23 protein-coding genes and 1 other RNA gene are annotated in these 25695 nt (G+C 45.0%); 16 read left to right on the forward strand and 8 right to left on the reverse strand.

Going from position 1 to position 25695, the window contains the following annotated elements:
- Nucleotides 1-45: 45 nt before the first annotated feature.
- Nucleotides 46-1482 carry an N-acetylglucosamine-specific PTS transporter subunit IIBC gene (nagE, locus tag ACQEXP_RS04450; RefSeq protein WP_426968563.1) on the reverse strand — a complete coding sequence of 479 codons (1437 nt, stop codon included), beginning with the start codon at nucleotides 1480-1482 and terminating at the stop codon, nucleotides 46-48.
- 189 nt (nucleotides 1483-1671) lie between these two features.
- On the opposite strand from nagE, the gene ACQEXP_RS04455 reads away from it, so the two are divergent.
- Together ACQEXP_RS04455 and ACQEXP_RS04460 are read left to right on the forward strand one after the other, a co-directional pair.
- Nucleotides 1672-2550, forward strand: coding sequence for a LysR substrate-binding domain-containing protein (locus ACQEXP_RS04455; protein WP_426968441.1), 879 nt, complete (start codon nucleotides 1672-1674; stop codon nucleotides 2548-2550).
- Nucleotides 2551-2644: 94 nt separating this feature from the next.
- A complete protein-coding gene (locus ACQEXP_RS04460; protein ID WP_426968442.1) occupies nucleotides 2645-2818 on the forward strand; it encodes a hypothetical protein in 174 nt (57 codons plus the stop codon).
- Here ACQEXP_RS04460 and ACQEXP_RS04465 read toward each other — a convergent pair.
- From ACQEXP_RS04465 to ACQEXP_RS04475, 3 genes are all read right to left on the reverse strand, one after another.
- The gene (locus ACQEXP_RS04465) at nucleotides 2815-3738 is read right to left on the reverse strand and encodes a YeiH family protein (RefSeq protein ID WP_269375990.1); all 924 of its coding nucleotides are present in this window, start codon (nucleotides 3736-3738) and stop codon (nucleotides 2815-2817) included. The two genes, ACQEXP_RS04460 and ACQEXP_RS04465, sit on opposite strands and share 4 nt — an antisense overlap.
- Before the next feature lie 119 nt (nucleotides 3739-3857).
- On the reverse strand, nucleotides 3858-5729 hold the full coding sequence (locus ACQEXP_RS04470) for an MFS transporter (RefSeq protein WP_426968444.1): 1872 nt from the start codon (nucleotides 5727-5729) through the stop codon (nucleotides 3858-3860).
- A gap of 24 nt (nucleotides 5730-5753) precedes the next feature.
- Nucleotides 5754-6344 carry a TetR/AcrR family transcriptional regulator gene (locus ACQEXP_RS04475; RefSeq protein WP_269375988.1) on the reverse strand — a complete coding sequence of 197 codons (591 nt, stop codon included), beginning with the start codon at nucleotides 6342-6344 and terminating at the stop codon, nucleotides 5754-5756.
- A 193-nt stretch (nucleotides 6345-6537) separates the two neighbouring features.
- On the opposite strand from ACQEXP_RS04475, the gene ACQEXP_RS04480 reads away from it, so the two are divergent.
- Nucleotides 6538-7416 (forward strand): Tim44 domain-containing protein, encoded by an 879-nt coding sequence (locus ACQEXP_RS04480; RefSeq protein WP_269375987.1) that lies wholly within the window; start codon nucleotides 6538-6540, stop codon nucleotides 7414-7416.
- Nucleotides 7417-7541: 125 nt separating this feature from the next.
- Nucleotides 7542-7862 carry a DUF1244 domain-containing protein gene (locus tag ACQEXP_RS04485; protein ID WP_269375986.1) on the forward strand — a complete coding sequence of 107 codons (321 nt, stop codon included), beginning with the start codon at nucleotides 7542-7544 and terminating at the stop codon, nucleotides 7860-7862.
- Between the two features lie 72 nt (nucleotides 7863-7934).
- On the opposite strand, the gene ACQEXP_RS04490 is transcribed toward ACQEXP_RS04485, so the two are convergent.
- On the reverse strand, nucleotides 7935-9002 hold the full coding sequence (locus tag ACQEXP_RS04490) for a PLP-dependent cysteine synthase family protein (protein ID WP_426968446.1): 1068 nt from the start codon (nucleotides 9000-9002) through the stop codon (nucleotides 7935-7937).
- Nucleotides 9003-9125: 123 nt separating this feature from the next.
- Here ACQEXP_RS04490 and ACQEXP_RS04495 point away from each other — a divergent pair, with 123 nt between their 5' ends.
- A complete protein-coding gene (locus ACQEXP_RS04495) occupies nucleotides 9126-9593 on the forward strand; it encodes an Lrp/AsnC family transcriptional regulator (RefSeq protein WP_426968564.1) in 468 nt (155 codons plus the stop codon).
- Nucleotides 9594-9620: 27 nt separating this feature from the next.
- Here the strand turns inward: ACQEXP_RS04495 and tesB are convergent, their stop codons facing one another.
- Nucleotides 9621-10481 (reverse strand): acyl-CoA thioesterase II, encoded by an 861-nt coding sequence (gene tesB, locus ACQEXP_RS04500; protein ID WP_269375983.1) that lies wholly within the window; start codon nucleotides 10479-10481, stop codon nucleotides 9621-9623.
- Between the two features lie 194 nt (nucleotides 10482-10675).
- Here tesB and ACQEXP_RS04505 point away from each other — a divergent pair, with 194 nt between their 5' ends.
- Nucleotides 10676-11101, forward strand: a complete 426-nt coding sequence (locus ACQEXP_RS04505; protein WP_138970836.1) for a YbaY family lipoprotein — start codon at nucleotides 10676-10678, stop codon at nucleotides 11099-11101.
- Between the two features lie 21 nt (nucleotides 11102-11122).
- Here ACQEXP_RS04505 and ACQEXP_RS04510 read toward each other — a convergent pair whose 3' ends face one another.
- A complete protein-coding gene (locus ACQEXP_RS04510; RefSeq protein ID WP_426968449.1) occupies nucleotides 11123-11425 on the reverse strand; it encodes a DNA base-flipping protein in 303 nt (100 codons plus the stop codon).
- A gap of 49 nt (nucleotides 11426-11474) precedes the next feature.
- Between ACQEXP_RS04510 and ACQEXP_RS04515 the strand changes: the two genes are divergently transcribed.
- The 10 genes from ACQEXP_RS04515 (at nucleotide 11475) to ACQEXP_RS04560 (ending at nucleotide 23430) form a co-directional block, all read left to right on the forward strand.
- Nucleotides 11475-12215, forward strand: a complete 741-nt coding sequence (locus ACQEXP_RS04515; RefSeq protein WP_269375981.1) for a hypothetical protein — start codon at nucleotides 11475-11477, stop codon at nucleotides 12213-12215.
- A gap of 233 nt (nucleotides 12216-12448) precedes the next feature.
- On the forward strand, nucleotides 12449-14458 hold the full coding sequence (locus ACQEXP_RS04520) for a GGDEF domain-containing protein (RefSeq protein WP_426968451.1): 2010 nt from the start codon (nucleotides 12449-12451) through the stop codon (nucleotides 14456-14458).
- A 127-nt stretch (nucleotides 14459-14585) separates the two neighbouring features.
- An RNA gene (gene ffs, locus ACQEXP_RS04525) (signal recognition particle sRNA small type) lies at nucleotides 14586-14682 on the forward strand.
- Nucleotides 14683-15367: 685 nt separating this feature from the next.
- Entirely contained in the window at nucleotides 15368-17008 is a 1641-nt protein-coding gene (locus ACQEXP_RS04530) for an ABC transporter substrate-binding protein (protein WP_269375980.1), read from the forward strand.
- Nucleotides 17009-17079: 71 nt separating this feature from the next.
- Complete coding sequence (gene oppB / locus ACQEXP_RS04535) at nucleotides 17080-18000, forward strand: oligopeptide ABC transporter permease OppB (RefSeq protein WP_269375979.1); 921 nt, start codon at nucleotides 17080-17082, stop codon at nucleotides 17998-18000.
- A 15-nt stretch (nucleotides 18001-18015) separates the two neighbouring features.
- Entirely contained in the window at nucleotides 18016-18918 is a 903-nt protein-coding gene (gene oppC, locus ACQEXP_RS04540) for an oligopeptide ABC transporter permease OppC (RefSeq protein WP_269375978.1), read from the forward strand.
- Nucleotides 18919-18947: 29 nt separating this feature from the next.
- Nucleotides 18948-19919 (forward strand): ABC transporter ATP-binding protein, encoded by a 972-nt coding sequence (locus tag ACQEXP_RS04545; RefSeq protein ID WP_426968566.1) that lies wholly within the window; start codon nucleotides 18948-18950, stop codon nucleotides 19917-19919.
- Nucleotides 19916-20911 (forward strand): murein tripeptide/oligopeptide ABC transporter ATP binding protein OppF, encoded by a 996-nt coding sequence (oppF, locus tag ACQEXP_RS04550; RefSeq protein ID WP_269375977.1) that lies wholly within the window; start codon nucleotides 19916-19918, stop codon nucleotides 20909-20911. Before ACQEXP_RS04545 ends, oppF begins: the two co-directional genes overlap by 4 nt.
- A gap of 180 nt (nucleotides 20912-21091) precedes the next feature.
- Nucleotides 21092-22036 carry a glutathione S-transferase family protein gene (locus tag ACQEXP_RS04555; protein WP_426968454.1) on the forward strand — a complete coding sequence of 315 codons (945 nt, stop codon included), beginning with the start codon at nucleotides 21092-21094 and terminating at the stop codon, nucleotides 22034-22036.
- 119 nt (nucleotides 22037-22155) lie between these two features.
- Nucleotides 22156-23430, forward strand: coding sequence for an MgtC/SapB family protein (locus ACQEXP_RS04560; protein WP_426968456.1), 1275 nt, complete (start codon nucleotides 22156-22158; stop codon nucleotides 23428-23430).
- A 63-nt stretch (nucleotides 23431-23493) separates the two neighbouring features.
- Here ACQEXP_RS04560 and pta read toward each other — a convergent pair whose 3' ends face one another.
- Entirely contained in the window at nucleotides 23494-25659 is a 2166-nt protein-coding gene (gene pta / locus ACQEXP_RS04565) for a phosphate acetyltransferase (RefSeq protein ID WP_269375974.1), read from the reverse strand.
- Nucleotides 25660-25695 lie beyond the last annotated feature (36 nt).

Here is a 25695-nt window from a genome sequence, read left to right on the forward strand (position 1 = left end):
CACTTCAGGGGGAAGTGGCGATGGTGAATCGCCACGTTAAATAACTCAGCTTGCAAGTGCCTTTTTCATCTCTTCGGCAACCTTATCTACTTTGCCGAGTCCGATAATGACTTGAAGACCACCTTTGCCAATGGGAACGACACCAGCGGCTCCAAGTTGTTTGAGTCGACTGCTATCTGCGACAGCGGAATCTTTAACGCTCAAGCGCAGACGGGTAATACAGTTGTCTACTTCGATAATATTGTCAGCTCCGCCTACCGCTTGAATATACTCTTTTGCTAACTGTGAAATATCTTCAGCTGCATCTTTTTCCATATCTTCACCTCGGCCGGGTGTTTTCAGATTGAATTTGATGATGGCGAAACGGAACACTGAGTAATAAACAGCAAAGAACACCGCACCTTGAACCAATAACATATACCATTTGGTCGCGAGAGGGTTCTGACTCGATAGCACCATGTCGACTAAACCGGCTGAAAAACCAAATCCAGCCATCCATTGCATACTCGCTGCAATGTAAAGTGACAAACCGGTGAGGACAGCGTGAATCAAGAACAGTACCGGGGCGAGGAACATAAAGCTAAATTCTAAAGGTTCAGTGATACCCGTAAAGAATGACGCCATTGCTGCGGCTAGCATAATGGCAAATACCTGATTCTTATTTTTCGCATCAGAGCAATGGTACATAGCGAGTGCTGCTGCAGGCAAACCAAACATCATGATTGGGAAAAAGCCTGCTTGATACATACCTGTTTTGCCCGGAATACCCGTACCATTGGCGATCGATTGTGCGCCACCGAGGAAGTTTGGAATATCGTTAATACCAACAACGTCGAACCAAAACACAGGGTAAAGCGCATGATGCATGCCGACAGATAAAAACAGGCGGTTGAAAAATCCGAATAGCCCTGCGCCCACCGCACCCATACTTTCCAGTTTGATACCAAACTGAATCAGAGCGTCATAAACGATTGGCCATGCATAGAGAAGAACAAAGGATAGAAGCATGCCAGCAAGCGATGTAAGAATTGGAACCAAACGCTTGCCACTGAAAAATGCGAGAGCCTGTGGTAACTCAACGGTTGAGTATCGGTTATAAATCTCCGCAGAGATAATACCAATCACGATACCAATAAACTGATTGCTGATTTTGCTAAACGCGGCAGGAACTTCATTCACCTCGATGTTACTTAACTGTGCGACCGATGCAGGATCGAGCAGCGTTGTTACGACCAAAAACATCACAAAGCCTGAAAGAGCGGCAGAGCCATTCTTGTCACGACTTAGCCCAAAAGCGACGCCAACCGCAAATAGCACAGCCATATTATCAATGATCGCACTGCCGGATTTTATCAGAAACGCAGCCAGAATATTTTCCGAGCCCCAGCCAACGGGATCGAGCCAATAGCCAATCCCCATCAGAATTGCTGCAGCAGGTAATGTCGCAACGGGAACCATCAGCGCTTTACCGACTTTTTGCATATATCCAAGAATACTCATGTATGCCCCTAGTTATGTATTAAAAAATTTGATTTCGCTATGCTTCAATAGTTGGTTATCTTTTGTTTTGAGCAGAGAAATCGGAATCTGGGGTTATTAGAATCTTATTTTGAGGTGCAAACAAACGAATTGGAGAGTAGTATGAATTAAAAATTTTAATGCATAAAGACGATGGCAAACCAACAGACACTACTCAGAAACCTGCATACATTCAATGTGGCAGCACAGAGAATGAGCTTTACCGTTGCGGCAAAGGAACTCCATCTAACACAAGGGGCGGTTAGCCACAGAATCAAGGTTCTTGAATCAGAGCTGGGCTTTAATTTGTTTGTTCGTGGGACGAGAAGACTTGAGTTGACCGCCGAGGGGGAGCGCTTTCAGCGAACATTGTCGAAGTCATTAAGTACGATCTTTGGTGAAATCGAAGATATCAACAGTACAGAACTTCACGGCAAAATTAATATCGGAACTAGCCCTGCGTTTGCCAATAATTGGTTGTTACCAAGAATGGGCGATTTTAGACGCCGCTACCCTAGATTTAATCTCAATATATTTGCTCAGGAATCTCAGGAGTTTCACAAAAATCAGTTAGATGTTGCCATCTACTACGGGGATAGCCAATTAAAAGATGTGTATAGAAAACGTCTGTTTGGAGAAAAATACATTCCAGTATGTACACCTAGCTACGCGAAAGAGTTGGGAATATTTGATGATGGACTGGCTTCTCTAGAAAGGGTTAATTTCATTCACGCCTTGGAATCGAATGTCTGGCAGCGTTGGATTAAACATCATGGTCTAGCGGTTAACTTGTTTAAGCACTTCTACTGTGTCAGTCATCGTGACATGGGGGTACAAAGTGCTTTGCATGATGTTGGCGTTGCCATGGGAAGATATCAGTTTGTAAAACAATATATCGACACAGGGGAACTTGTTACCCCTTATCCGAGTATGGAAACCGATATGAGCTATGATGTGATTTGTCCTCAAGGGGCAGAAAAAAGGCCGAAAGTACACACCTTCATTAAGTGGTTAGAGAGTCAACTTAGTTAATTTCGACATTTCATAGTCCAAATGTGAATTTAGCAATCTTATAACCCTAATTCATAATACCTCTATTGAGATATGGAATTGGATATAAGAAGCAATGAAAGCACTCTTGGTTGTCGCCGTGTTACTTCAGATAATGGTTGCCCTGCAAAGTGAGGGTTTAGTCAAGGCACTCGCTGAGCTCTCGGCGTTTTTGCTGGTTGTTACTATCGCCTTCAGCACTAAACAGCAAAAACGTCAATCGCTAGAACTTGATGCAGAAAAGCGTTAAACCAACGTAAGCCATGCTAGTGACGTGGTTGAAATCAGTATCCACAAAGTCACACCAAACATCAGTGGTTTGGGACCCGCCGACTTGAGTTTCTCGACAGAAATACCGCAGCCAATCAAAAATAGACAGACCACTAACGCACGTTTCGCTACGTCAAATATGCCCTGATAGATCGCATCAAATTGGGGGAGGGCATCACTAACTGCGATCGCGACACAGTAAAACAAGATGAAGTATGGGATGGTGATTTTCTTGGAGTCGCTACGGAACAAAAACGCGCTGAACAGTGCGACAGGGATGATCCAAAGTGCTCGAGCTAGTTTAAGCGTTGTCGCCGTTGTTAGTGCTTCTTCACCATAAGCAGACGCCGCGCCCACCACGGATGAGGTATCATGAATTGCGATGGCTGCCCAGGTGCCAAACGTGTGCTGGTCAAGGTTCAACGCATGGCCAATCACCGGAAAGATAAACAGGGCGATAGAGTTAAGAACAAAGACCGTCGCGAGAGATAAACCGATCTGTTCATCGCTCGCCTTAATCGCTGGTGATACAGCCGCGATCGCACTGCCACCGCAGATTGCCGTGCCAGCCGAGATCAGATACCCCGTCTCTCTGTTTAGACCGATCCATTTAGCAACCCACCAACCAATTACCAAGGTACCGAAAATGGTGGCGACAATCAGGCCGATACCATTCGATGTTACCGCGAGGGCCTGTTCAAACTGAATACCGAAACCTAAGCCAACGATCGAGTAGGCAAGCAGCTTTTTAGTGACTTTAGCGAGATTGAATTCCACAGGAACAAAGCCAAGTGAAGCGAGCAAGAAGCCAATCACAAGTGCAGTAGGAGAGGAGATAAAAGGGGTCAGGCAAACTGCAAGAGCAAGCCAAAATGGCAACTGTTTCGTTAGCTTATTCATTATTGATTTGGTGAGTTGAGATCAACCTTAAGTTTAGCGTACCCAAAGCGATAAATAGAGCTGAATGTTTTGAACGGCTGTTCAGAAAAACTGAACAGCCGTGTTTTGCTATGAGCGATCTAGCGCCAGCCGCCTCTTAGTGTCGAGACCTTTTCAAACATCGTCTCCGTAGACGCTGATTTAGGATCAACCGGCTCACCAACTTCAATTTCAATCTTTGACCAAAATCGCGTTGGTAACCCTTTACAAGCTGACCCTTTATGACGGCTGAAGTAACTTCCCCACATCCCCTTTAGCGCAATAGGAATGACAGGAACAGGGCTACGTTTGAGGATCAGATCCATGCCGCGCATAAATGGATTCATCTCACCATCGGAGGTCAAGCGACCTTCGGGGAAGATACAGACGATGTGTCCTTCGGCGAGTGCCTGCTCCACTTCTGAAAATGCTCTTACTATTGAGCGGCGATTGGTCGCTGAAATGGGAATCACTCCCGCGCGTTTGAGAAAGCGGCGCAAAGGAGGCGCATTGGCATAGTCTTCTTCCATTACAAATCGGATAAGTCTTGGACAAACGGCGCTGAGCAACAAAGCATCCATATAGCTGACATGGTTGCAAACCAGTAGAGCGCCTTTTTTATCTGGCAAATTATGCAGATTCTTATGGGTTACTCGATACATGGTGTGAGTAAGTATCCAGACCAGAAAGCGGACAACAAAGATAGGGACTTGAGAAAACAGGTAAGTCGCCACAAACATGTTGAGTATCGCCAGTAGCAAGAACAACTGAGGAATAGAAAGACCAATAACAGATAGGCAAACAATTCCTAGAATGGCACTACCGACCATAAACAGAGAGTTGTAAATGTTGAGTGCGGCAATAACCTGGGCCCGTTGATCGACTTTTGCTCGTTGTTGCATTAGCGCATATAGCGGGACGATAAAGACACCGCCAGAAGCACCAAGTAGAAATAGGTATGCAAATACTGGCCACAGCGGTTGGTATGCCACAAAATCTGAAAAATGGACAAATTCTGGTAGCTGCTGTGGAACAGCTAACGCCATTAATGCGCCAAATACGGTGATCCCAAAACTGCCAAGCGGTACGATACCAACTTCAATGCGATGGTTTGAGAGTTTGTCGCACGCTAGCGAACCAAGCGCAATACCTATGGAAAAGAGCGCAAGTAAAAATGAGACGGCACTTTCACTGCCATTAAGGTAGATCTTAGTGAAGTTAGGAAATTGGGTCAGGTATGCCGCGCCCAGAAACCAAAACCAACTGATCGCCATTAATGAGCGGAAGATTGTCTGATCTGATTTGGCGATCGCGATGGTTTGTTTGGTTTGCTTGATTGGTTGCCAACGGAACTCGAGTGTTGGCGCACTGGCAGGCGCTACAGGAATGGAACGGCTCGCGAGGTAGCCAAGCAGCGCGAAGATAACGACTGACGCTGCCGCGACGTATTTGGCGCTTTCAGAAGAGGCGATAACCCCCGCTCCTAGAGTACCGATTAAAATCGCGAGAAATGTGCCAGTTTCGACTAAAGCGTTGCCTGGGACTAGCTCATTGGCTTTGAGTTGCTGAGGCAGAAGCGCATATTTTACCGGACCGAAAAACGCAGATTGCGTACCCATCAAGAACAATAGTATCAGCAGTATAATGTAACTCTCGGTGATAAAGCCGATCGCCCCTAAACACATGATGCCGATCTCGGCGAGTTTAACCTTGCGAATAAACCAAGACTTCTCATATTTGTCAGCCAATACACCCGCGGAGGCTGAAAAAAGAAAAAAGGGCAGAATAAACAGACCTGCCGCGAGATTGATGAATAAATCACTGGAAATAGGTAAGGTACCTGCGCCAGCAAAAGCGACGAACAGCAGCAGAACATTTTTAAAAATGTTGTCGTTGAAAGCGCCGAAAAACTGTGTGACGAAATAAGGCAGAAATCGTTTCTGCCTTAGTAAAGAGCTTTGGCTATCAGACATTAGTGATCCTTAACGTTTAGGATGTTACCAATTGGTCAGGTAGTTTGAGAGCAGATTCTCGATCAATTCCTTGCCATCGATAGGCTGATCGCTGAAGAACTTGTCATCGACGCTGAGTAGCGTAATACCGTGCACACCTGACCAAAGCACGCGACTTGCTTTTAGCACATCGGCTTCACTGCGGTGAGGAGCAAGCGCTTGTAACAGGTGTTCTAGCATACCCGTCATGGCATTAATTCGTTGTGCTTGCCACTCCGGCAGCGTCTCGCCATTCATATTGTGCTCGAAGATAAGTTGCCAACGATTGGGATGGCGAAGTGCAAAGTCATGATAGCAGTAGGCCAGCTCATACAGTGCTGACCGATTATCTTTGCTGCCGTTAACGACATGGTTGGCTTCAGATGAGAGCTCGTCTAAGGTCTGCGCTACGACATGTAATAACAGTAAATTGTAGTTTCCGAACACATTGACCAATGTACTCGGTACATAACCAATCATGGTTGCGATCTTACGCAAGCTAAGCTCATGGTACGAATTGGTCGTGAGAAACGCCTTTACCGTTGATAGTGTAAGGGCGATGAGTTCTTCGCGAGTGTGATCGTTTCTTCTTGCCATGGTGAATAATCTAAAATGAACATTGTTCAATATTCTAATGAGCCAATGCCTATAGCGCAACTTTGCTAAGGACAATTTGCAATATTCTGATACATGTCGCTCCGACGTTTTTGTATGAATCTAGTTCCGCTGGGGGTAAGATGTCACAATAAATAAAAATTCAATACCTCGATACGAACTTGAAAGGAAGAATATGAAACGGCTCTTTTCTCTCGTTGCTCTACTTATGGTCTCAGTGGCTATCACGCCGATTGCCGAGGCAAAGAAGTTAGGTGGCGGAAAATCGTTCGGCAAAAGTTTTAAAACTGCGCCTGCGCCAAAACAGCAACAACAAAACACCAATACTATTGGTAAAGATCAAACAACCAAGACTCAAAGTTCAACCAAGAAAGGCTTGATGGGCGGCCTACTTGGTGGCTTGTTAGCTGGTGGACTGCTTGCTGCCTTCTTTGGTGGCGCATTTGAAGGTATCCAATTCATGGATATCTTGATCATCGGCTTGATTGCTTTTGTTATCTTCAAACTTATGCGTGGCATGCTTGGGGCAAAGCAGGGCAGTATGAATCAGCATCGTCAGCAGCCTGCATTTGGAGGTTCTGCGCCTAAATTTGAACAACCAAATGTGCATAACTTCGAGCAGCCTCAGTCAGGTGCACAAAGCGGTGGTTTTGGCTTTGGTACTCAAAGTGATGTTCCTCATAACTACCCACCAGGTTTTGACCAAGCGGCCTTTATCAATGGATCTCGTGAACACTACCGTATCCTTCAAGGTGCTTGGAACCATAACCAGTTAGATACGATTGAAGAGTATGTCTCTCCAAGCTTATTTGAAGATCTGAAATCAGAACGTGAGAAACTGGGTGGAGAGCAACATACTGATGTGATGTATGTTGATGCTGAAATCGTGCGTGCGGATTATGATGCAAGCAAAGCGCAATTAAGCTTACAGTTTAGTGGTCGTTACCGTGACTCAGTAGAAGGTATTGAAGAGAACATCGAAGATATCTGGCACTTAGAGCGTGATTTAACCACACCAAATGCTCCATGGTTAATCGTTGGTATTCAAGGCTAATACCGATACCCAACCGTTAAAGTTTAACGCCCAAGCTCATAGCTTGGGCGTTTTTGTATTGTCTAAAGCTGGCAATGCTTGGTAGTATTTTTAACCTAGCTAAAAATCATAATAAGGTAAGTAAAGTGGCTGAATTCAAATACAAAAATCTCACCCAAGAGCAGCAAGACAAACTGGATGCTGCGGCTTTTCGTCGTTTACTCGCGCATCTAGATGACAACAAAGACGTACAAAATATCGATTTAATGATTCTGGCTGGTTTCTGCCGTAACTGTTTCAGTAAATGGTACAAGGCTGAAGCAGATGCCCAAGGTATCGATCTCGATATCGATGATGCACGTGAACGTGTTTATGGCATGACTTACGATGAGTGGAAACAAAACCACCAGCCAAAAGCAACGCCTGAGCAGCTCGCTGCGTTTGAAGCGCGCCAAAACAAGGGTTAATCAACCTGAGTGAATATAAAAAAGCCCCGTTACTCGTAGAGTTAACGGGGCTTTGACTTTTACCGTGTTAGGCTAGCTTAATTGGCCAGTGGCCTCGAATTCTTCAAGTTTGGCTATGTATGGCTGAAGGTCGCCGATGTTCTCTTCTACCCACTTAGCGTTGTAGTAAGTATCTAAGTAACGTTCACCGCTGTCACACAGTAGCGTCACAATCGAACCTTTTTCACCACGGGCTTTCATTTCGCTGGCTAGTTGGAGTACACCGTATAAGTTTGTACCTGTGGATGCCCCCACCTTACGACCTAGGATTTTTTCTAGCCAGTGTGCCGTTGCGACAGATGCTGCGTCAGGAATCGTGCGCATCTCATCAACAACACCAGGAATAAAGCTCGGCTCAACTCGTGGACGACCAATGCCTTCAATTTTGCTTCCGCAATCGCCAGTCAGATTTTTGTTACCTGTCTTGAAATACTCATGGAACACCGAGTTTTCAGGGTCAACAACACAGAGCTTAGTGTCGTGTTGTTGGTAGCGAATAAAGCGACCGATTGTCGCTGAAGTTCCCCCCGTACCCGGACTCATTACGACCCATGTTGGTACTGGGTGGTCTTCCATTTCCATCTGACTAAATATTGAGTTGGCAATATTGTTATTACCACGCCAGTCTGTTGCTCGTTCTGCGTAGGTAAACTGGTCCATATAATGCCCATTCAACTCTTGAGCTAGACGGTGAGATTCTGCATAGATCTGATCAGAACGATCAACCAAATGGGCTTGACCGCCGTAGAATTCAATCTGCTCAATTTTTTTGCGTGCGGTACATTTAGGCATCACAGCGATAAATGGTAGGCCAAGTAGGCGAGCAAAATAAGCTTCAGAAACAGCGGTACTACCTGAAGAAGATTCGATAATCGTGGTTTCAGGACCCACCCAACCATTACAAATCGCGTAAAGGAATAGAGAGCGTGCCAGACGATGTTTTAGAGAACCTGTCGGATGTGTACTTTCATCTTTTAGATAAATATCAACGCCTTCGATACTTGGCAAATCGAGTTTAATCAGATGTGTATCAGCACTGCGCTGATAGTCTGCTTCGATTTTTCGTACAGCATTGTTAATCCAGTTATGGTCGGTACACATAGGGTTTCTCCTTAGAATCGTTATAGCGTTAATGTAGCGATTAGTAGGGAGAAAAACTTTGCTATTTTTACTCTATTTTGCTTTATTTGGAGAAAATAATTCTACAAATGTGATTATATGGATATTGAATTAGATAAAATTGATCGAAAAATGCTCGATTTATTGCAAAATGATGGAACATTGTCTCTCAATGAACTGGCAGACGCAGTCAATCTAACAACGACACCATGTTGGAAGCGTATGAAGAAGCTAGAAGAGGCGGGGGTTATTCAAAAGCGAGTTGCGCTACTCAATCCAGAGAAATTGGATTTGTCGTTCACGGCCTTCGTACTGATAAAAACCAGTGACCATTCCCATGAATGGTATAGCCATTTTGTTTCAACAGCTTCTGAGTTCCCTGAAGTGATGGAGTTTTATCGAATGGCGGGTGAATACGACTATATGATGAAAGTCTTAGTGAAGGACATGAAGTGTTTTGATCGCTTTTACAAAAAACTGGTCAACTCAGTGGAAGGTATTTCGAACGTGACGTCTACTTTTGCCATGGAACCGTTAAAATACACCACGGCTCTGCCGATCTGCAGTAATTAAAAGCCTCCCGCAGGAGGCTTAAAGGATTTAGCTGGTAAAACGCATCACACCCTCTTGCACTGCGGTAGCCACAAGATCGCCATTACGATTGTATATTTCGCCACGAACCAGTCCTCGTGTATTGCTTGCCGTTGGACTTTCGATCGCATAGAGAAGCCAGTCATCGACTTTAAATGGTCGGTGGAACCAGATGGAGTGGTCGATGGTAGCGACCTGGAATTTTGGTGTCATCAGAGATACACCGTGAGGGTGTAGCGCAGTGACAAGGAAGCCCCAATCAGATGCGTAGCCTAATAAATATTGATGGATAAGTTGGTTATCCGGTACTTTGCCGTTGGCTTTTATCCAAAGATATTGCTTGGGATCCGCCTTTTCAGGCTTCAACGGATTTACCACTGTGACCGGTCGCATTTCGATCGGCTTTTCTCCGCAAAACGTTTTCTGCAATTTTTCTGGTAGCAAATGCGCAATGCGGCTAGCAAGCTCTGATTCTGAAGCAAAGTGCTCTGGTCCTGGGATATCAGGCATCACATTCTGGTGTTCAAAGCCCGGTGCTTCGCCGTGATATGACGCGGTGAGGTAGAAGATTGGACGCCCATTTTGAATCGCTTTTACACGACGAGTACTGAAACTACGACCATCGCGTAGGTTTTCCACATCATAAATAATAGGTTTCTCAGGATTTCCCGGATAGAGAAAATAGCTATGAAATGAGTGAACCGTACGATCCGCATCAACGGTGTAGCGAGCCGCTGATAATGCCTGACCGATAACCTGACCGCCATAAACTTGTGGTAGCCCGAGGTTTTCGCTTTGACCTCTAAAAAGTCCTTCTTCAAGCTTTTCTAATTGCAATAAATTCAACAACTCGTTTAGAGGTTTACTCATATTTGTGACCTTCTAATACCATATTTGAGACCCATTTTACGCAGTTACTGACAAATAAAACAGCTGTTTAAATTTTAATTGTCATCATAAAACTAGCATAGTCAAAACTTTGTCAGTAATCGTTAGCCTGCAATGACATTCACATAATAGCCTTCTATAATCCTAGTGAATTTAATTAGTTATAGAGAGGCTTTATGAAAAAGGCACTAGCGTTAGTAATGTCAGTGGTATTAGGTGCAGTATTGGTTGGCTGCCAATCTTCAGAGAAACAAGAGCAACCACGAGTGGATTCAGTGACAGGTACGCTTGCTTACCGTGAGCGCATTGCGTTGCCGGATAATGCCGTGGTGACAGTGACTCTACAAGATGTCTCATTAGCGGACGCTCCAGCTAAAGTTATCGCTAAACATCGTTTTGAAACCAACGGTGCGCAAGTTCCTTTCGAGTTTGACCTAGCTTACGATACTAACAAAATTGAAGCTCGCCACCGTTACAGTGTGAGTGCGCGTATTGAAGTTGATGGCCAACTACGCTTCATTACTGATACGTCTTATCCGGTTATCACTGATGATGCACAGACGGACAATGTTAATTTACGCCTAATTGGTGTGCGTAACTAAAGAGTATTGAATGGCAGTCCATCAGGGCTGCCATTTATATTTTCTCAAGCTCAACTTTCCCTCTTCACTGACTTCAACGCCTTCGGCAATAAGCTTGGCTCTTTGTCTCAGTAGATCCTGCCCTTTTAAAGATATCTTACCCTGACTGTTAATCACTCGGTGCCAAGGCAATTTGGTCTCTTCTGGAAGATTGCCAAGGGCTTTTCCAACGTGACGGGCATAGCCTGGATAACCTGCGCGTTTTGCGATCTCACCATAGGTCGTGACTTTTCCACACGGAATTTGGTGAATTACAGCAAAGATTTGCATTAAAAACTGGTCCATAATCAGAGTGTCCTAGTACAGAGTTCCAAGGAATGGATAAGGAGAGGGCATGGTATTTTCTACATTTCAGTTCTTAGTGACAACGTTATTGGCTGTGGTTTGTGCTCGGAGTATCAGTCTAAGCGAAGGTGATATCCCCGTTTTAGCCTTAATCATCCCCGCATTGTGGATTTTTCCCCAAGGCGGTGTGGCCGGGCTTGCATTGATGGCCGCCATGACCACTTATGGTCTTACACTACCTCATCAACCTTTTACGTTATCCGTGAGTCTATGGGTACTGTTCCCGTTATTAATGGTCGCGTTTTCTAAACGAAGCAGCTTGGGAGTCGTGCTGACAAGTGCTTTGATCGTGACGACCTTAATGGTGGGGATTATGGTGACCCAAGCGGGAGGCAAGCTCGCTGGTGAACCCGTCGTTACTTTTGTCCAAACTATTGCCGTGATTGCTATTTGGTGGTCAGTCTCTCACTGGAAGCCATCCAACAAACACAGCTGGTGGGCTCTGGGTTTAATTCTGCCGTTATGGATAGCTGATTTGTCTTACGCCGCGCTGTTGGCTCTATGTATTACAGGCATTATGGCCTCGATGGAAAGTTTGTCAAAATTGACCTCATTCCGTTGGAGTAAATTGCTATGTTGGACACTACCAACGGTTGGCTTTGCTGCCTTAGTCGTTACCCCTACCATCGAAGTGCCAAATCCCGTGTTCGTCGTTTGGATCTGTTTGCTCGGGACTGCTTGGATGACAGACTACATTTTGCGAAGTGTTGAACAAGAGCAAGATATATAAATAGTCAATTCGAGTTTGATGTATATGCGGTTGGCATATTCAACTATGTGTGTCAAAATTGCGCATGTTTTGAACGGTGAGTGGGTGGAGACGGACAATACTTTTAAACAAGTGCCTGTTTGTCCAACACTTTAGTTCGGCATCCGACTCGATGATATCCCCTTGGCAGCTTTGTTCCTTGGTCATCTTTGAGATAAGAGAATTCATAACTATTCAAATAGGAACAAGCAAGGATGACCTACCTCTGGCGCATGTGGTGCATTGTGTTTTGCATGCTATTGATACCCACAACGTTCGCAAACACCAAATATAAGGTCGCGATGGAGGCGGATGATGTCGTCTCACGGATACTATTTGATGCTGTTTCTGAACAATTTGGGTTGCAGGTGGAGTATGTCTATTATCCAAGCTTTAATAGCATCCTAAATGCCGTCAAAACTTCGGAAGCCGATTTTGCCGCCAACGTTACTTATACTGCTGAGCGCGCTGAGTTATTTGAGTTCTCAAGCCCTACCAATATTGAATACACCTATCTTTTTAGTTTGATTAATGCCAACTTGGATGAAGTCTCAACCGTCGGAGTACCCGCCGAAACCATTTATGGCGAGTTGATTCACGCTAACTATCCAGAAATGAGATTGGTAGAGTATCGTGGACATGACCAAGCCAAATCCTTGATTGAGTCAGGACAAGTTGATGGTGTTATTGACGCGATCAATCAACTCAAACCCATGCTTCTCGCGGGTTATGATGCACAATTGCTTAACCATCAACTGATGATTAAGCCCGTTTCAATTATTGCGCCGAAAGGCAAGCATCAAAACTTACTCAAAACGATTGAACATTATGTGCATGGTGCACAGGTACAAAAACTTCTGCGCGAGTCGGTGAAGCAGTATCAATTTGATTTGAGAAAACAGGCGTTACGTCAGGATGTTATTGATAGCCTGATCAACTATCAAAAACCCTTGAGAGTTAAGATTGAAAATATAGGTCAGTACGCCAAGTACCAACCAGACGGCAGCATCAGCGGCATTACTGCCGATGTGGTTTTACAGGCGTGTGAAATTCTGATGCTCAGGTGTAACCTGATAAGTACCTACGATGAATCTTGGGAGAGCATGTACCGCGATTTGATCGAGCAAGAGATTGATGTTCTATCACCTATTGTGGCTTCGGAATCACGCAAGGACATCGCGTACTTTAGCGTGCCTTACTATTTCCCAGAAGCAATTCTGGTCAAAAGGGAAGGGTACAAAGAGAATGTTTACAGCAACGTCTCTGAGTTAATTGCCGAGAGAATTGGTGTGATCCGAGATGACTTCTACCAAGAGTTACTTTCGCAGCGTCTGCCTAACAAAGTTCTCCATGCTTACCCAAGTGGTGATGCAATCTATGAAGCGCTATTAGACGGAAAAATTGATTATTTGGCGGTCAGTCGAGCTAACTTCAACAAACGATTACGCGAATCCAACGATCTACTGCCACTCGCTGAGGAAACATTGATTGGCAGCTACTACAAATCGCCGATTGCGATAGGTTTTGCCAAGAACGAGCTAGGAGAAACGCTAGCCCCTCTCTTTACTCGAGCAATCAAAATGATCGATGTTGAGCGCATTATCAGCAAATACGATTATCAACCGGACTGGAAAGCCACCTTGCATGCAGAACAGGCGTTCTCACGAAATAGCCAGTTCCTCTTCTTGTTAGTGCTAGGATTTTTAGTGGTTGTGGCGATGTATCTGCATAGCCAATCAAATACCGATAACCTAACTAGGCTACGTAATCGTCGAGCGCTAAAGCAGAAATATAGAAGCGGCATCAATGGGGATGAGACCTTAATCTATTTAGATGTAAACCGCTTCAAACAGATCAATGACAGCTATGGTCATGAAGTTGGAGATCAAGTGTTAAAAGCGGTGGCGAGTTACATTAGTCGCTATTGGCGTGGCTCGAGCTACCGAATTGGTGGCGATGAGTTTGTCCTTGTCGGGAAGGTTACGCCAGAAGAGGTCAGCAAGTTAAAAAGCAAGTTTGAGTTATTTCCGTTCGTCTCTGATGACAAAAGCATTGTGTTCAATGTCTCCCTAGCTTTCGGAGCTTCACTTTCAGGTAGACACTTTATGAGCATTGAAGAAGTGATACATGAAGCCGATGTAGAAATGTATCAGCACAAGCAAGCGCAAGCAGAGGGAAAAAATGGGGCGAGAAAAGCGTCGAAAGTGGTTTCTTTCAACTCATAGTGGTTACTCACTAAGCAGTTGAATCGAAAAGATGACTTTTCTGCCTTGTTTGACTTGAAATAGCCCTGAGGATGACTGATAATCCCCTCACTCCTTAGCCCTGCTAAGGAAAACGAATCTATGGAGGCCCTGGTCCTCCCGCAACAATAGCTCGTGAACTCGGTCAGGTCCGGAAGGAAGCAGCCGCAGCGAGTGACTTGTGTGCCGGGATGTGGCTGGGGCTTCCACCCATTTGAAAAGCCGCTTTTATTAGCGGCTTTTTGCTATCTGAATTTCTCATCTTTGTGCCTCGGCCCCTAACTCCAACATTACTATTGCTCTTCGTCTCGAGTGGCTACTCGGTTAATGACTTAAATAGTAATAATCAGACTAACCTTACAAAAAAACATAAAGAAATCTCCACTCGCAGTTGATATAAATATTTATTATTTGGTGGTTCGCCGTGAGTGATGTCTTATCTTGAGTGCTTAGACTTAAGTAAAGTATAGAGAGGTGACTGGCTTCACAGAACGCAATTTTGCTAAAGGTAAATGTAGCTATTTGTTATCTAGATTGCATTACTTTTGTAAAAATTTCCGCACAATATATAGCATAAGATGCTAAAAAAGCTTCTTATTAGATAATTTGGCACTTCAATCTGCTTGGAAGAGAATTTTTATTTTATTCAACTAAGGAATTCTTGATACCTAGAGATTCTTACCAATTTATTGACGTAATCGGGTGTATATACGACTTTTTGCTACATTTTTATGGCAAATTACTTCAATGATTGCTAATGTGTGCCGCAATCTTTGTATTATTTTAGATTTTTATGCTTAATTTTTGAGCTAAACAGTTCTAAATCACTGGCCGTTCTGGTGACATACAAAGAAGTCATGGATGCAATACATAAAACTCGGAGTTTAATGCATGTACAAGAATAAAATCACACAAGCCCTACTTCTAGGCGCTGGTTTGGCAGTGGCTGCCACTTCTACTACTACACTTGCAGCAGATGTTCCTGCTGGCACTCAACTAGCTAAAGTTCAAGAACTGGTCCGTGGTAACGGTACTGAAGTTGCGTCTCTTGACCCACATAAAGTTGAAGGTGTTCCAGAGTCACACGTTCTACGCGACTTAATGGAAGGGCTAGTGATTCAAGATGGTCCAGGTAACACAATCCCTGGCGCAGCTGAGTCTTGGACTACAGAAGACAACCAAACTTTCACTTTCAAAATCCGTAAAGACGCTAAATGGTCTAACGGTGACCCAGTAACTGCATACGATTTCGAATACAGCTTCAAGCGTGCAGCAGATCCAGCAACAGCATCACCATACGCTTGGTACATCGAATATACAAAGATGAAGAATGCTAAAGACATTATTGCTGGGAAAAAAGACGTAAGCGAGCTTGGTGTTAAAGCGATCGACGATCACACTCTAGTACTAGAAACAGAAGTACCACTACCTTACTTTGTTAAGATGATGGCACACACAACAATGTACCCAGTTCATAAGGCAACTGTTGAAAAATTCGGTAGCGATTGGACTAAACCAGGTAACTTCGTTGGTAACGGTGCATTCGTACTTGCTGATTGGGTTGTGAACGAGAAAATCGTACTTGAGCGCAACACAAATTACTGGGACAACAAAGACACAGTCATTGATAAGGTAACTTTCCTACCTATCGAAAACCAAAACGCGGAAATGAACCGCTTCCTATCTGGTGAAATCCACCTAACATACGAAGTGCCAAACGAGCAATTCCGTCGTCTATCTAAAGATTACCCAGAGAACGTTGTTGTTTCTCCAAACCTATGTACTTACTACTACGGTTTCAACACTCAACGTCCTCCATTTGACGATGTACGCGTACGTAAGGCACTGTCTTACAGTATCGATCGTGACATCATCACTAACGCAATTCTTGGTCAAGGTCAGAAGCCAGCATTCGCTCTAACTCACAGCGGTATCACAGGTTTCGCTCCTGAAGCTCCAGAGTACGCATCTCTATCGCAAAAAGAGCGTGTAGAGAAAGCGAAAGAGCTTCTAGCAGAAGCAGGCTTTGGTCAGGGTAAACCACTAGACTTCACACTTCTTTACAACACGTCAGAGAACCACAAGAAGATCGCTGTAGCGGTACAATCTATGTGGAAGAAATCTCTAGGTGGTTTCGTAAACGTGAAACTTGAAAACCAAGAGTGGAAAACGTACCTAGACAGCAGCAAGCAAGGCAACTTTGACGTTCGTCGTGCGGGCTGGTGTGCTGACTACAACGAAGCATCTACTTTCCTAGCAATCGCTATGACTGAGAATGGTTCAAACGATCAGAAATACTCTAGCGCTGTTTTTGACAAAGCGATGAACGACGCTGTAAACGTAGCGAAAACGGATGAAGAACGTAACGCGTTCTATGCAATTGCTGAAGCTCAGCTTGCGCAAGACATGCCAATCGCTCCGATTTACCAGTACGTTCAGCCTCGCCTAGTGAGCACAGTGGTAGGCGGCTATCCTGATCAGAACCCTCAGGACAATATCTACTCAAAAGATATGTACATTATTAAAAAATAGTAATTTGAAGTAGATAAGAATGCGCCCATAGCCTGCGCTATGGGTGCATTTTTTTAGATGTGAGATGCATTATGTTGAAGTTAATTTTTACTCGTATTGTGGAAGCAATTCCGACCTTACTTGTCCTAATAACCGTTTCTTTTTTCCTTATGCGTTTTGCTCCAGGTAACCCTTTTTCATCAGAAAAGACTTTGCCACCTGAAGTAATGCAAAACATCAATGAGAAATATGGTCTAGACAAGCCTTTATTTGAACAATACACCACCTATTTAGGCAATATTTTGCAAGGTGATTTTGGCCCTTCATTCAAATACAAAGACTACACCGTTAATGAGTTAGTCGCTGAAGCATTACCAGTTTCAGCTAAAGTGGGCTTTTACGCGTTTATTTTTACCGTGATCGTCGGTGTGGCGGTCGGTACACTGGCTGCGCTGAAACAGAATACTTGGCTTGACTATTCGGTCATGTCCACGTCCATGATAGGGGTGGTGTTACCCTCCTTCGTATTTGCTCCTGTTCTGATTTATATCTTTTCGATCGGCTTAGGCTGGTTCCCAGCGGGCGGTTGGAACGGTGGTGCGATTGAGTACATGGTACTTCCAGTGTTAGGTATGTCATTCCTGTACATTGCGACCTTTGCTCGTATCACTCGTGGTTCGATGATTGAAACTCTCAACAGTAACTTTATCCGAACAGCACGAGCTAAGGGCTTGAGCTACCGTTACATTATTCTTAAGCATGCGCTGAAACCTGCGCTGCTGCCTGTAGTTTCTTACATGGGTCCTGCATTCGTAGGTATCATTACTGGTTCTGTTGTTATCGAAACGATCTTTGGTCTACCAGGTATTGGTAAGCTATTCGTTAACGCAGCATTTAACCGTGACTACTCGCTAGTAATGGGAATTACCATCCTAATTGGTTTCCTATTCATCTTGTTCAACGCTGTTGTTGATATTTTACTAGCGTTAATCGACCCGAAAATCCGTTACTAACAGGGAAGTATCGTTATGTTAACGAAAAAAGAGAATCTAGAAGCGATCGAAAAATTCTCAGAGAATCTTGAGATTGAAGGTCGTAGTTTGTGGCAGGACGCGCGAATCCGCTTTATGCGTAACAAAGCGGCTATGGTGAGTCTTTTCATCCTATTTATCATGACATTGGCGGTTATTTTCTTGCCAATGATCGCGCCATACACGTTCGATGATACGGATTGGTATGCGATGCACGTTGGACCAAGCGCTGAACACTGGTTTGGTACCGACAGCTTAGGCCGTGATCTTTACGTACGTACGTTAATTGGTGGCCGTATCTCACTCATGGTGGGTGTATTGGGTGCATTGGTTGCCGTTCTTATCGGTACACTTTATGGCGCAGCATCTGGCTTTATTGGCGGCAAAGTTGACCGCTTAATGATGCGTGTTCTTGAAATCCTATATGCAGTTCCATTTATGTTCCTAGTTATCGTACTAGTTACATTCTTTGGTCGTAACATCATTTTGATCTTCGTAGCAATTGGTGCGATTGCGTGGTTGGATATGGCGCGTATCGTACGTGGTCAGACGCTAAGCTTGCGTAGCAAAGAGTTTATCGAAGCTGCCCATGTTTGTGGTGTGAGCAAGTGGAAAATCATCACTCGCCATATCGTACCAAACGTATTGGGTATTGTAGCGGTTTACTCAACGCTGCTTATTCCTAGCATGATTCTAACTGAGTCATTCTTATCATTCCTTGGTCTTGGTGTTCAGGAGCCAATGACAAGTTGGGGCGCACTACTTCAAGAAGGGGCTCAGACAATGGAAATTGCTATCTGGCAACTTTCATTCCCAGCAGCCTTTATGGTCGTGACCCTATTCTGCTTCAACTATGTTGGTGATGGTCTGCGTGACGCGCTTGACCCGAAAGACCGCTAATTAAAAGTATAAAGATTAAGGAAGCAATGATGAGTCTATTAGATGTCAAAGACTTGCGTGTCGAATTCACCACTCAAGATGGTATCGTCACCGCAGTAAACGATTTGAACTTCTCTCTCAAGCAAGGTGAAACACTTGGTATTGTAGGGGAGTCTGGTTCAGGTAAATCTCAAACTGTATTCGCAATCATGGGACTGTTAGCTAAAAACGGTATCATCTCAGGTAGCGCTAAGTTTGAAGGTAACGAAATCCTTAACCTACCAGAAGCTGCTCTGAACAAGGTGCGTGCAGAGCAGATTGCAATGATTTTCCAAGACCCAATGACCTCACTTAACCCATACATGAAGGTAAGTGAACAGTTGATGGAAGTTCTGATGCTGCACAAAGGCATGGGCAGAGCAGAAGCTTTCGAAGAGTCTGTGCGCATGCTAGAAGCGGTGAAAATTCCCGAAGCTCGTAAGCGTATTACTATGTACCCGCATGAGTTTTCTGGCGGTATGCGTCAGCGTGTAATGATTGCGATGGCGCTACTATGTCGTCCGAAGCTGCTTATCGCCGATGAACCAACAACGGCATTGGACGTGACTGTTCAAGCGCAGATCATGGATCTATTGAACGAGTTGAAGCGTGAGTTCAACACGGCAATCATCATGATCACCCACGACCTGGGTGTTGTCGCGGGTTCATGTGACAAAGTACTCGTTATGTATGCAGGTCGTACTATGGAGTATGGGTCAGTCGACGAAATATTCTACAACCCAAGTCATCCTTACGCTGAAGGTCTACTTAAAGCGATTCCTCGTCTTGATACTGAAGGCGAAATTTTGCCAACAATTCCAGGCAATCCGCCGAACTTACTTCGTTTGCCAACTGGCTGTCCTTATCAGGAACGTTGCCACCGTGTAACAGATCGTTGTAAGAGCGAAACGCCAATCCTAACTCCGTTTGGAGATGGGCGTCAGCGCGCATGTTTTTCTGATTGGGAGGCTTGGAACAAATGAGTTTAGAGAACAAATCGTTATTGTTGGACGTTAAGAACCTAAAAGTTCATTTTAACATTGCTGCCAAGTCAGCATGGCCATGGGCTAAGCCAGCTAACCTTAAAGCGGTAGACGGCGTAAACGTTCGTCTATACGAAGGTGAAACGCTTGGCGTAGTAGGGGAATCAGGTTGTGGTAAGTCGACCTTTGCACGTGCAATCATCGGCTTAGTCGAAGCGACCGACGGTGATGTAATGTGGCTTGGTCAAGACTTGACTAAGATGAAAGAAGTGCAGCGCCGTGAAACTCGTAAAGAGATTCAGATGATTTTCCAAGACCCACTCGCGTCTTTGAATCCACGTATGACGGTTGGCGATATCATTGCAGAACCTTTAGAAACCTTCTACCCAGAGTTATCTAAAGTGGAAGTGAAAGATCGTGTAAAAGAAATGATGGCTAAAGTAGGTCTATTACCGAACGTTATCAACCGTTACCCACACGAATTTTCTGGTGGTCAATGTCAGCGTATCGGTATTGCCCGTGCACTGATCCTAAAGCCTAAGATGATCATCTGTGATGAACCTGTATCGGCGCTAGACGTATCGATTCAGGCACAGGTTGTTAACTTGCTTAAAGAGCTTCAGAAAGAACTTGGACTTTCGCTCGTATTCATCGCTCACGACTTGTCAGTTGTAAAACACATTTCCGATCGTGTGTTGGTTATGTATCTAGGTAACGCAGTGGAGCTCGGTGAGTCTGACGCTTTGTTTGCCGATCCTAAACATCCATATACTCGCGCACTTATGTCTGCGGTACCAATCCCAGATCCTAAGCTAGAGCGAGCTAAGCACATTGAAATGCTTGAAGGTGATTTACCATCGCCAATCAATCCACCTTCTGGTTGTGTTTTCCGTACTCGTTGCCCACAGGCAACCGATGCGTGTGCGAAGACTAAGCCAACGATTGAAGGTAACGATGTTCACGCTGTTTCGTGTTTACACGTAAGCGTATAACTCGTTTTGTCACTATTAACGCGGCGTCCTCAAGGACGCCGCGTTTTTTTGTGTCTTGCGTCTACTCATCAACCAACTAATTCAAATAATTTGAACAACTAAACCAAGACTGCCTAATTAATCTTATCGAGGTTTCTTTTTATACTAAACTCATCAACATATTGGCGTTAGGAGTGGAAGATGGGCAAACTAGTAGAAGGCGTGTGGCACGATGTTTGGTATGACACCAAATCAAACAACGGCAAATTTGTGCGCGAAGATGCGGGTTTTAGAAACTGGATAAAAAATCAACCTGATGCGCAGTTTCAGCCGGAGTCTGGTCGCTACCACCTATTTGTTTCTCTTGCCTGTCCTTGGGCGCATAGAACCCTTATCTTTCGCAAGCTCAAAGGTCTAGAAGAGCATATCGATTTAACCATTGTCTGCCCAGATATGATGTCTGAAGGCTGGCAAATGGGACTACCAGAGCCACTTTTTGGCCATACTCGTCTGCATCAAATTTACACCCAAGCGAAAGCCGATTACACAGGGCGAGTGACGGTGCCTGTGCTGTGGGACAAGAAGAACAACACCATCGTTAGCAATGAGTCTTCAGAAATCATCCGAATGTTTAACTCAGAGTTTAACCACATTACTGGCAATATGGATGATTACTACCCAGAGCAAGAGCGAGCGTTAATTGACGAGTGGAATGCTTATATTTATCCAAACGTGAACAATGGTGTGTATCGATGTGGATTCGCGACAACGCAAGATGCGTACGAAGAAGCGTATGAAAGTTTGTTTGCCTCACTAGATCGACTGGAAGCTCATTTGGCCAATCATCGCTATTTGGCGGGATCGCAAATCACTGAGGCAGATTGGCGTCTATTTACCACTTTGATCCGCTTTGATGCAGTTTATGTTGGCCACTTTAAATGCAATAAAAAGCGTATCGCGGACTATCCAAATCTAAACGGATATCTCAAGGAGCTGTATCAAATCCCGGGCATTAAGGAAACCACAGACTTCTACCATATTAAGAGACACTACTATTTCAGCCACACAGGAATTAACCCAACTCAAGTTGTGCCGAAAGGCCCCAAGCTGGATTTAGACACGCCTCACGGTAGGGATAAAAGTTAACGACTCAGCAAAAACGCCACACAAGTGGCGTTTTTTTCAGTTTTATACGGCGAGTCACGATTTTAGTCGCCAATTTGCGTAATCTTATGATAGTAAAGCCAAAGTTTGAGGACTGAGGGATGGATATCAGCGGATTAGTGAACGGCGAACACCTGATGTGGAATCTTTTTGTTTCCTTGTTACTCGGTGCGATTGTCGGTACTCAGCGTGGTTGGGTAATGCGTAACAGTGTTGAGGGCAGTCGGGTTGCAGGTATCCGTACTTTCTCATTAGTCGGCCTTCTCGGTGGGCTTACGGCAATTTTGGCGAAGCTCTATTCTCCATTACTGATTGGCTTTGCCTTAATCGCTTTAGTCGTCTTGGCCTGTATCGCGTTCGTTGTTCAACAAAAAAATAGCGCCGACGTGAGCATCACTGGCGTGGTGAGTCTACTGGTCACGTTTGTACTTGGCATACTCGCTGTATCCGGTGAAGCTGTGCTGGCAGCAGCATCCGCGGTGGTCACAGCGGTCGTTTTGGATAACAAAAGAGAGTTACACCAAGCGCTACAGCGACTTAAAGAGTATGAATTGGATGCGGGATTACGCTTGTTGCTGATTTCCATCGTTATGTTACCTTTGCTGCCGAATGAAACCTACGGCCCTTGGAATGCGCTCAATCCCTATGAAATTTGGTGGATGGTGGTGCTAATCGCCAGTATTTCTTTCGTCGGTTACTTTGCCATAAAGATCGGTGGCGCCAAAAGGGGCATCTTGTTTACCTCGGTGTTTGCAGGTTTAAGTTCTTCGACTGCGTTGACACTCCAGTTTTCTCACCTATCACGCGAACAACCGAGTATTAGTCCTCTGCTAGCGAGCGGCATTTTGCTCAGTTGTGGAACCATGTTCCCGCGTCTCTTAATTGTACTTTCCGTGATTAACCCTCAGCTAGTTACCTTGCTATGGCCTATTGTCATCGCCATGATGATCGCGCTTTATCTGCCAGCATGGTGGGTTTGGCGTAAAAGTGGCGTTAACAATATCGAACCTTCAAACAAGCAAGCCAATCCACTTGCTCTGCAGTCAGCGTTGTTTTTTGGTGTGATACTGGCGGTAATCATGCTGCTATCGCAAGCACTATTACAATGGTTCGGTGATACTGGTGTTCTGCTACTTTCCGCTTTATCGGGAATCACAGATGTTGACGCAATATCCTTGGCTTTAAGTCGTCAAAGCAACGATACCCTGAGCGTTACAACCGCTATGCTAGGCATCATTATTGCCGCTTCGGTCAACACGGTGGTCAAAATGGGTATGGTGGTGGCTATCGGCGACAGACGGTTGTGGATTCGGGTTGCGCCTATTATGGTCGGGTGCGTTGCGACTGGTGGTGCGATGTACTTAGCGATGTATTGAGCGGATTTGAATAAAAGAAACCCCCGCCGAAGCGAGGGTTTGTATCGCGATTAAGAGATAGGGTTAGTTAACCGCTTTCTCTTCCGCTTGTTCTGCTTGAGCCGCCTGAATCGCTGTTAGTGCAACTGTGTAGACGATATCGTCGACAAGAGCACCGCGAGATAGGTCATTTACAGGCTTACGCATACCTTGAAGCATTGGACCGATAGAGACTAGGTCTGCTGAACGCTGTACTGCTTTGTACGTCGTGTTACCAGTGTTTAGGTCTGGGAATACGAATACTGTTGCTTTACCCGCTACTGGAGAGTTTGGCGCTTTAGAAGCCGCTACGTTTTCCATGATTGCTGCGTCGTACTGTAGAGGACCATCGATAACAAGATCAGGACGCTTCTCTTGAGCAATCTTAGTGGCTTCACGTACTTTGTCTACATCAGCACCCTTACCAGATTCACCAGTAGAGTAAGAGATCATTGCAACGCGTGGTTCGATACCGAATGCTGCTGCTGAATCAGCAGATTGGATAGCGATTTCCGCCAGCTGTTCAGCTGTTGGATCTGGGTTGATCGCACAGTCACCGTAAACCAGAACCTGATCAGGAAGCAGCATGAAGAATACAGAAGATACGATAGACGCATCAGGTGCAGTCTTGATGATTTGGAACGGAGGAACGATAGTGTTCGCAGTCGTGTGAACTGCACCAGAAACCAGACCGTCTACTTCGTTATTTTCAAGCATCATAGTGCCAAGGAATACTGAGTCTTGTAGCTTCTCACGAGCAACAACTTCAGTCATACCTTTCGCGCCACGCAGCTCGACGAGACGCGCGACGTAATTTTCACGTACTTCATCAGAGTTGATGATTGTTACGCCAGCACCGAGTTCAACGCCTTGCTGTGCAGCAACACGTTTGATCTCTTCTGGATTACCTAAAAGCACACATTCAGCAATACCACGCTCAGCACAGATAGCCGCAGCTTTCACTGTGCGAGGCTCATCGCCTTCAGGAAGAACGATACGCTTACCCGCTTTACGAGCGAACTCAGTAAGTTGGTAACGGAATGCAGGAGGGCTTAGACGGCGAGACTTTTGAGTACCCTCTGTCATTGACTCGATCCAGTTTCCATCGATGTTGCCAGCAACGTGCTCGTTGATGAACTCGATACGCTCTTTATCGTCCGCTGGAACTTCAATGCTGAAACTCTGTAGGTTCAGAGAAGTCTGCCAAGTATTACCTTGTGCTTTGAAGATAGGAAGACCTGAATCGAACGCAGGCTTACATAGGCCAACGATCTGTTCTGGGATATCGTAACCACCCGTCAGTAGGATTGCACCGATTTCAACACCGTTCATTGCAGCCAGAGCCGCAGCAACGATTACGTCTGGGCGGTCAGCTGAAGTAACAAGCAGTGAACCTGGCTTGAAGTGTTCAATCATGTTTGGTAGCGAACGTGCACAGAAAGTGATGCTCTTAATACGGCGAGTTTTAATATCACCAGCATTGATAACATCCGCATTCAGGTGCTTAGCCATGTCGATAGCACGTGTCGCGATTAGGTCAATGCTCCATGGCACACAACCTAATACACGGATTGGAGATGTGTTAAAGATCTCCATTACTTTCATTTCGTTTTGCTTCGCGCTATCAGCATCGTCAAAGATTTCTGATAGGTCAGGACGCGTACGACCCGCTTCATCAACAGGCGCATTCAGTTTGTTAATGATAACGCCTGAAATGTTCTTGTTCTTAGTACCACCGAAGTTTGAACATGCAACTTCGATGCGCTCTTTAAGTTGCGCAGGGTTGTCTGTACCTGGAGTGGCAACAAGCACGATTTCAGCGCCCAAGGTTGCCGCGATTTCTGCGTTTACTTGGTTTGCAAATGGGTGCTTGCGAGTCGGTACTAGACCTTCAATAAGCGTTACGTCTGCATCATTGTTGATCTGGTTGTAACGCTCAACCACTGTTTCTAGTAGTTCATCCATGTTGTCATTACCGATTAGGTTTTCGGCAACAGACATTGTCATAGGTGTACCAATCTTCATATCGCTGTTAGCGCCAACGATTGTTGACGTTAGATCTGGCTGATCGCCGCCAGAACGTGGTTGACAGATTGGTTTGTAGAAAGAAACTTTAACGCCTTTGCGCTCCATTGCGCGCAGAACACCCATGCTTACGCTAGTAAGACCAACACCAGCACTTGCAGGGATAAGCATAATAGTACGAGACATTCGTAGAGTACCTTTAGCTATTGGGGGAAAAGCTCA

The organism is Vibrio sp. TRT 1302, from assembly GCF_050113875.1.
Lineage (GTDB): Bacteria > Pseudomonadota > Gammaproteobacteria > Enterobacterales > Vibrionaceae > Vibrio.

Excerpts from the sequence above, each read along its gene's own strand:
- ACQEXP_RS04480 (WP_269375987.1), top strand. The coding sequence starts at position 6,538 with ATGAAACGGCTCTTTTCTCTCGTTGCTCTACTTATGGTCTCAGTGGCT.
- ACQEXP_RS04515 (WP_269375981.1), top strand. The coding sequence starts at position 11,475 with ATGGTATTTTCTACATTTCAGTTCTTAGTGACAACGTTATTGGCTGTG.
- ACQEXP_RS04460 (WP_426968442.1), top strand. The coding sequence starts at position 2,645 with ATGAAAGCACTCTTGGTTGTCGCCGTGTTACTTCAGATAATGGTTGCC.
- ACQEXP_RS04470 (WP_426968444.1), bottom strand. The coding sequence starts at position 5,729 with ATGTCTGATAGCCAAAGCTCTTTACTAAGGCAGAAACGATTTCTGCCT.
- ACQEXP_RS04455 (WP_426968441.1), top strand. The coding sequence starts at position 1,672 with ATGGCAAACCAACAGACACTACTCAGAAACCTGCATACATTCAATGTG.
- ACQEXP_RS04545 (WP_426968566.1), top strand. The coding sequence starts at position 18,948 with ATGAGTCTATTAGATGTCAAAGACTTGCGTGTCGAATTCACCACTCAA.
- ACQEXP_RS04490 (WP_426968446.1), bottom strand. The coding sequence starts at position 9,002 with ATGTGTACCGACCATAACTGGATTAACAATGCTGTACGAAAAATCGAA.
- ACQEXP_RS04475 (WP_269375988.1), bottom strand. The coding sequence starts at position 6,344 with ATGGCAAGAAGAAACGATCACACTCGCGAAGAACTCATCGCCCTTACA.
- oppF (WP_269375977.1), top strand. The coding sequence starts at position 19,916 with ATGAGTTTAGAGAACAAATCGTTATTGTTGGACGTTAAGAACCTAAAA.
- oppC (WP_269375978.1), top strand. The coding sequence starts at position 18,016 with ATGTTAACGAAAAAAGAGAATCTAGAAGCGATCGAAAAATTCTCAGAG.
- oppB (WP_269375979.1), top strand. The coding sequence starts at position 17,080 with ATGTTGAAGTTAATTTTTACTCGTATTGTGGAAGCAATTCCGACCTTA.
- nagE (WP_426968563.1), bottom strand. The coding sequence starts at position 1,482 with ATGCAAAAAGTCGGTAAAGCGCTGATGGTTCCCGTTGCGACATTACCT.
- pta (WP_269375974.1), bottom strand. The coding sequence starts at position 25,659 with ATGTCTCGTACTATTATGCTTATCCCTGCAAGTGCTGGTGTTGGTCTT.
- ACQEXP_RS04505 (WP_138970836.1), top strand. The coding sequence starts at position 10,676 with ATGAAAAAGGCACTAGCGTTAGTAATGTCAGTGGTATTAGGTGCAGTA.
- ACQEXP_RS04465 (WP_269375990.1), bottom strand. The coding sequence starts at position 3,738 with ATGAATAAGCTAACGAAACAGTTGCCATTTTGGCTTGCTCTTGCAGTT.
- ACQEXP_RS04560 (WP_426968456.1), top strand. The coding sequence starts at position 22,156 with ATGGATATCAGCGGATTAGTGAACGGCGAACACCTGATGTGGAATCTT.
- ACQEXP_RS04530 (WP_269375980.1), top strand. The coding sequence starts at position 15,368 with ATGTACAAGAATAAAATCACACAAGCCCTACTTCTAGGCGCTGGTTTG.
- ACQEXP_RS04520 (WP_426968451.1), top strand. The coding sequence starts at position 12,449 with ATGACCTACCTCTGGCGCATGTGGTGCATTGTGTTTTGCATGCTATTG.
- tesB (WP_269375983.1), bottom strand. The coding sequence starts at position 10,481 with ATGAGTAAACCTCTAAACGAGTTGTTGAATTTATTGCAATTAGAAAAG.
- ACQEXP_RS04555 (WP_426968454.1), top strand. The coding sequence starts at position 21,092 with ATGGGCAAACTAGTAGAAGGCGTGTGGCACGATGTTTGGTATGACACC.
- ACQEXP_RS04510 (WP_426968449.1), bottom strand. The coding sequence starts at position 11,425 with ATGGACCAGTTTTTAATGCAAATCTTTGCTGTAATTCACCAAATTCCG.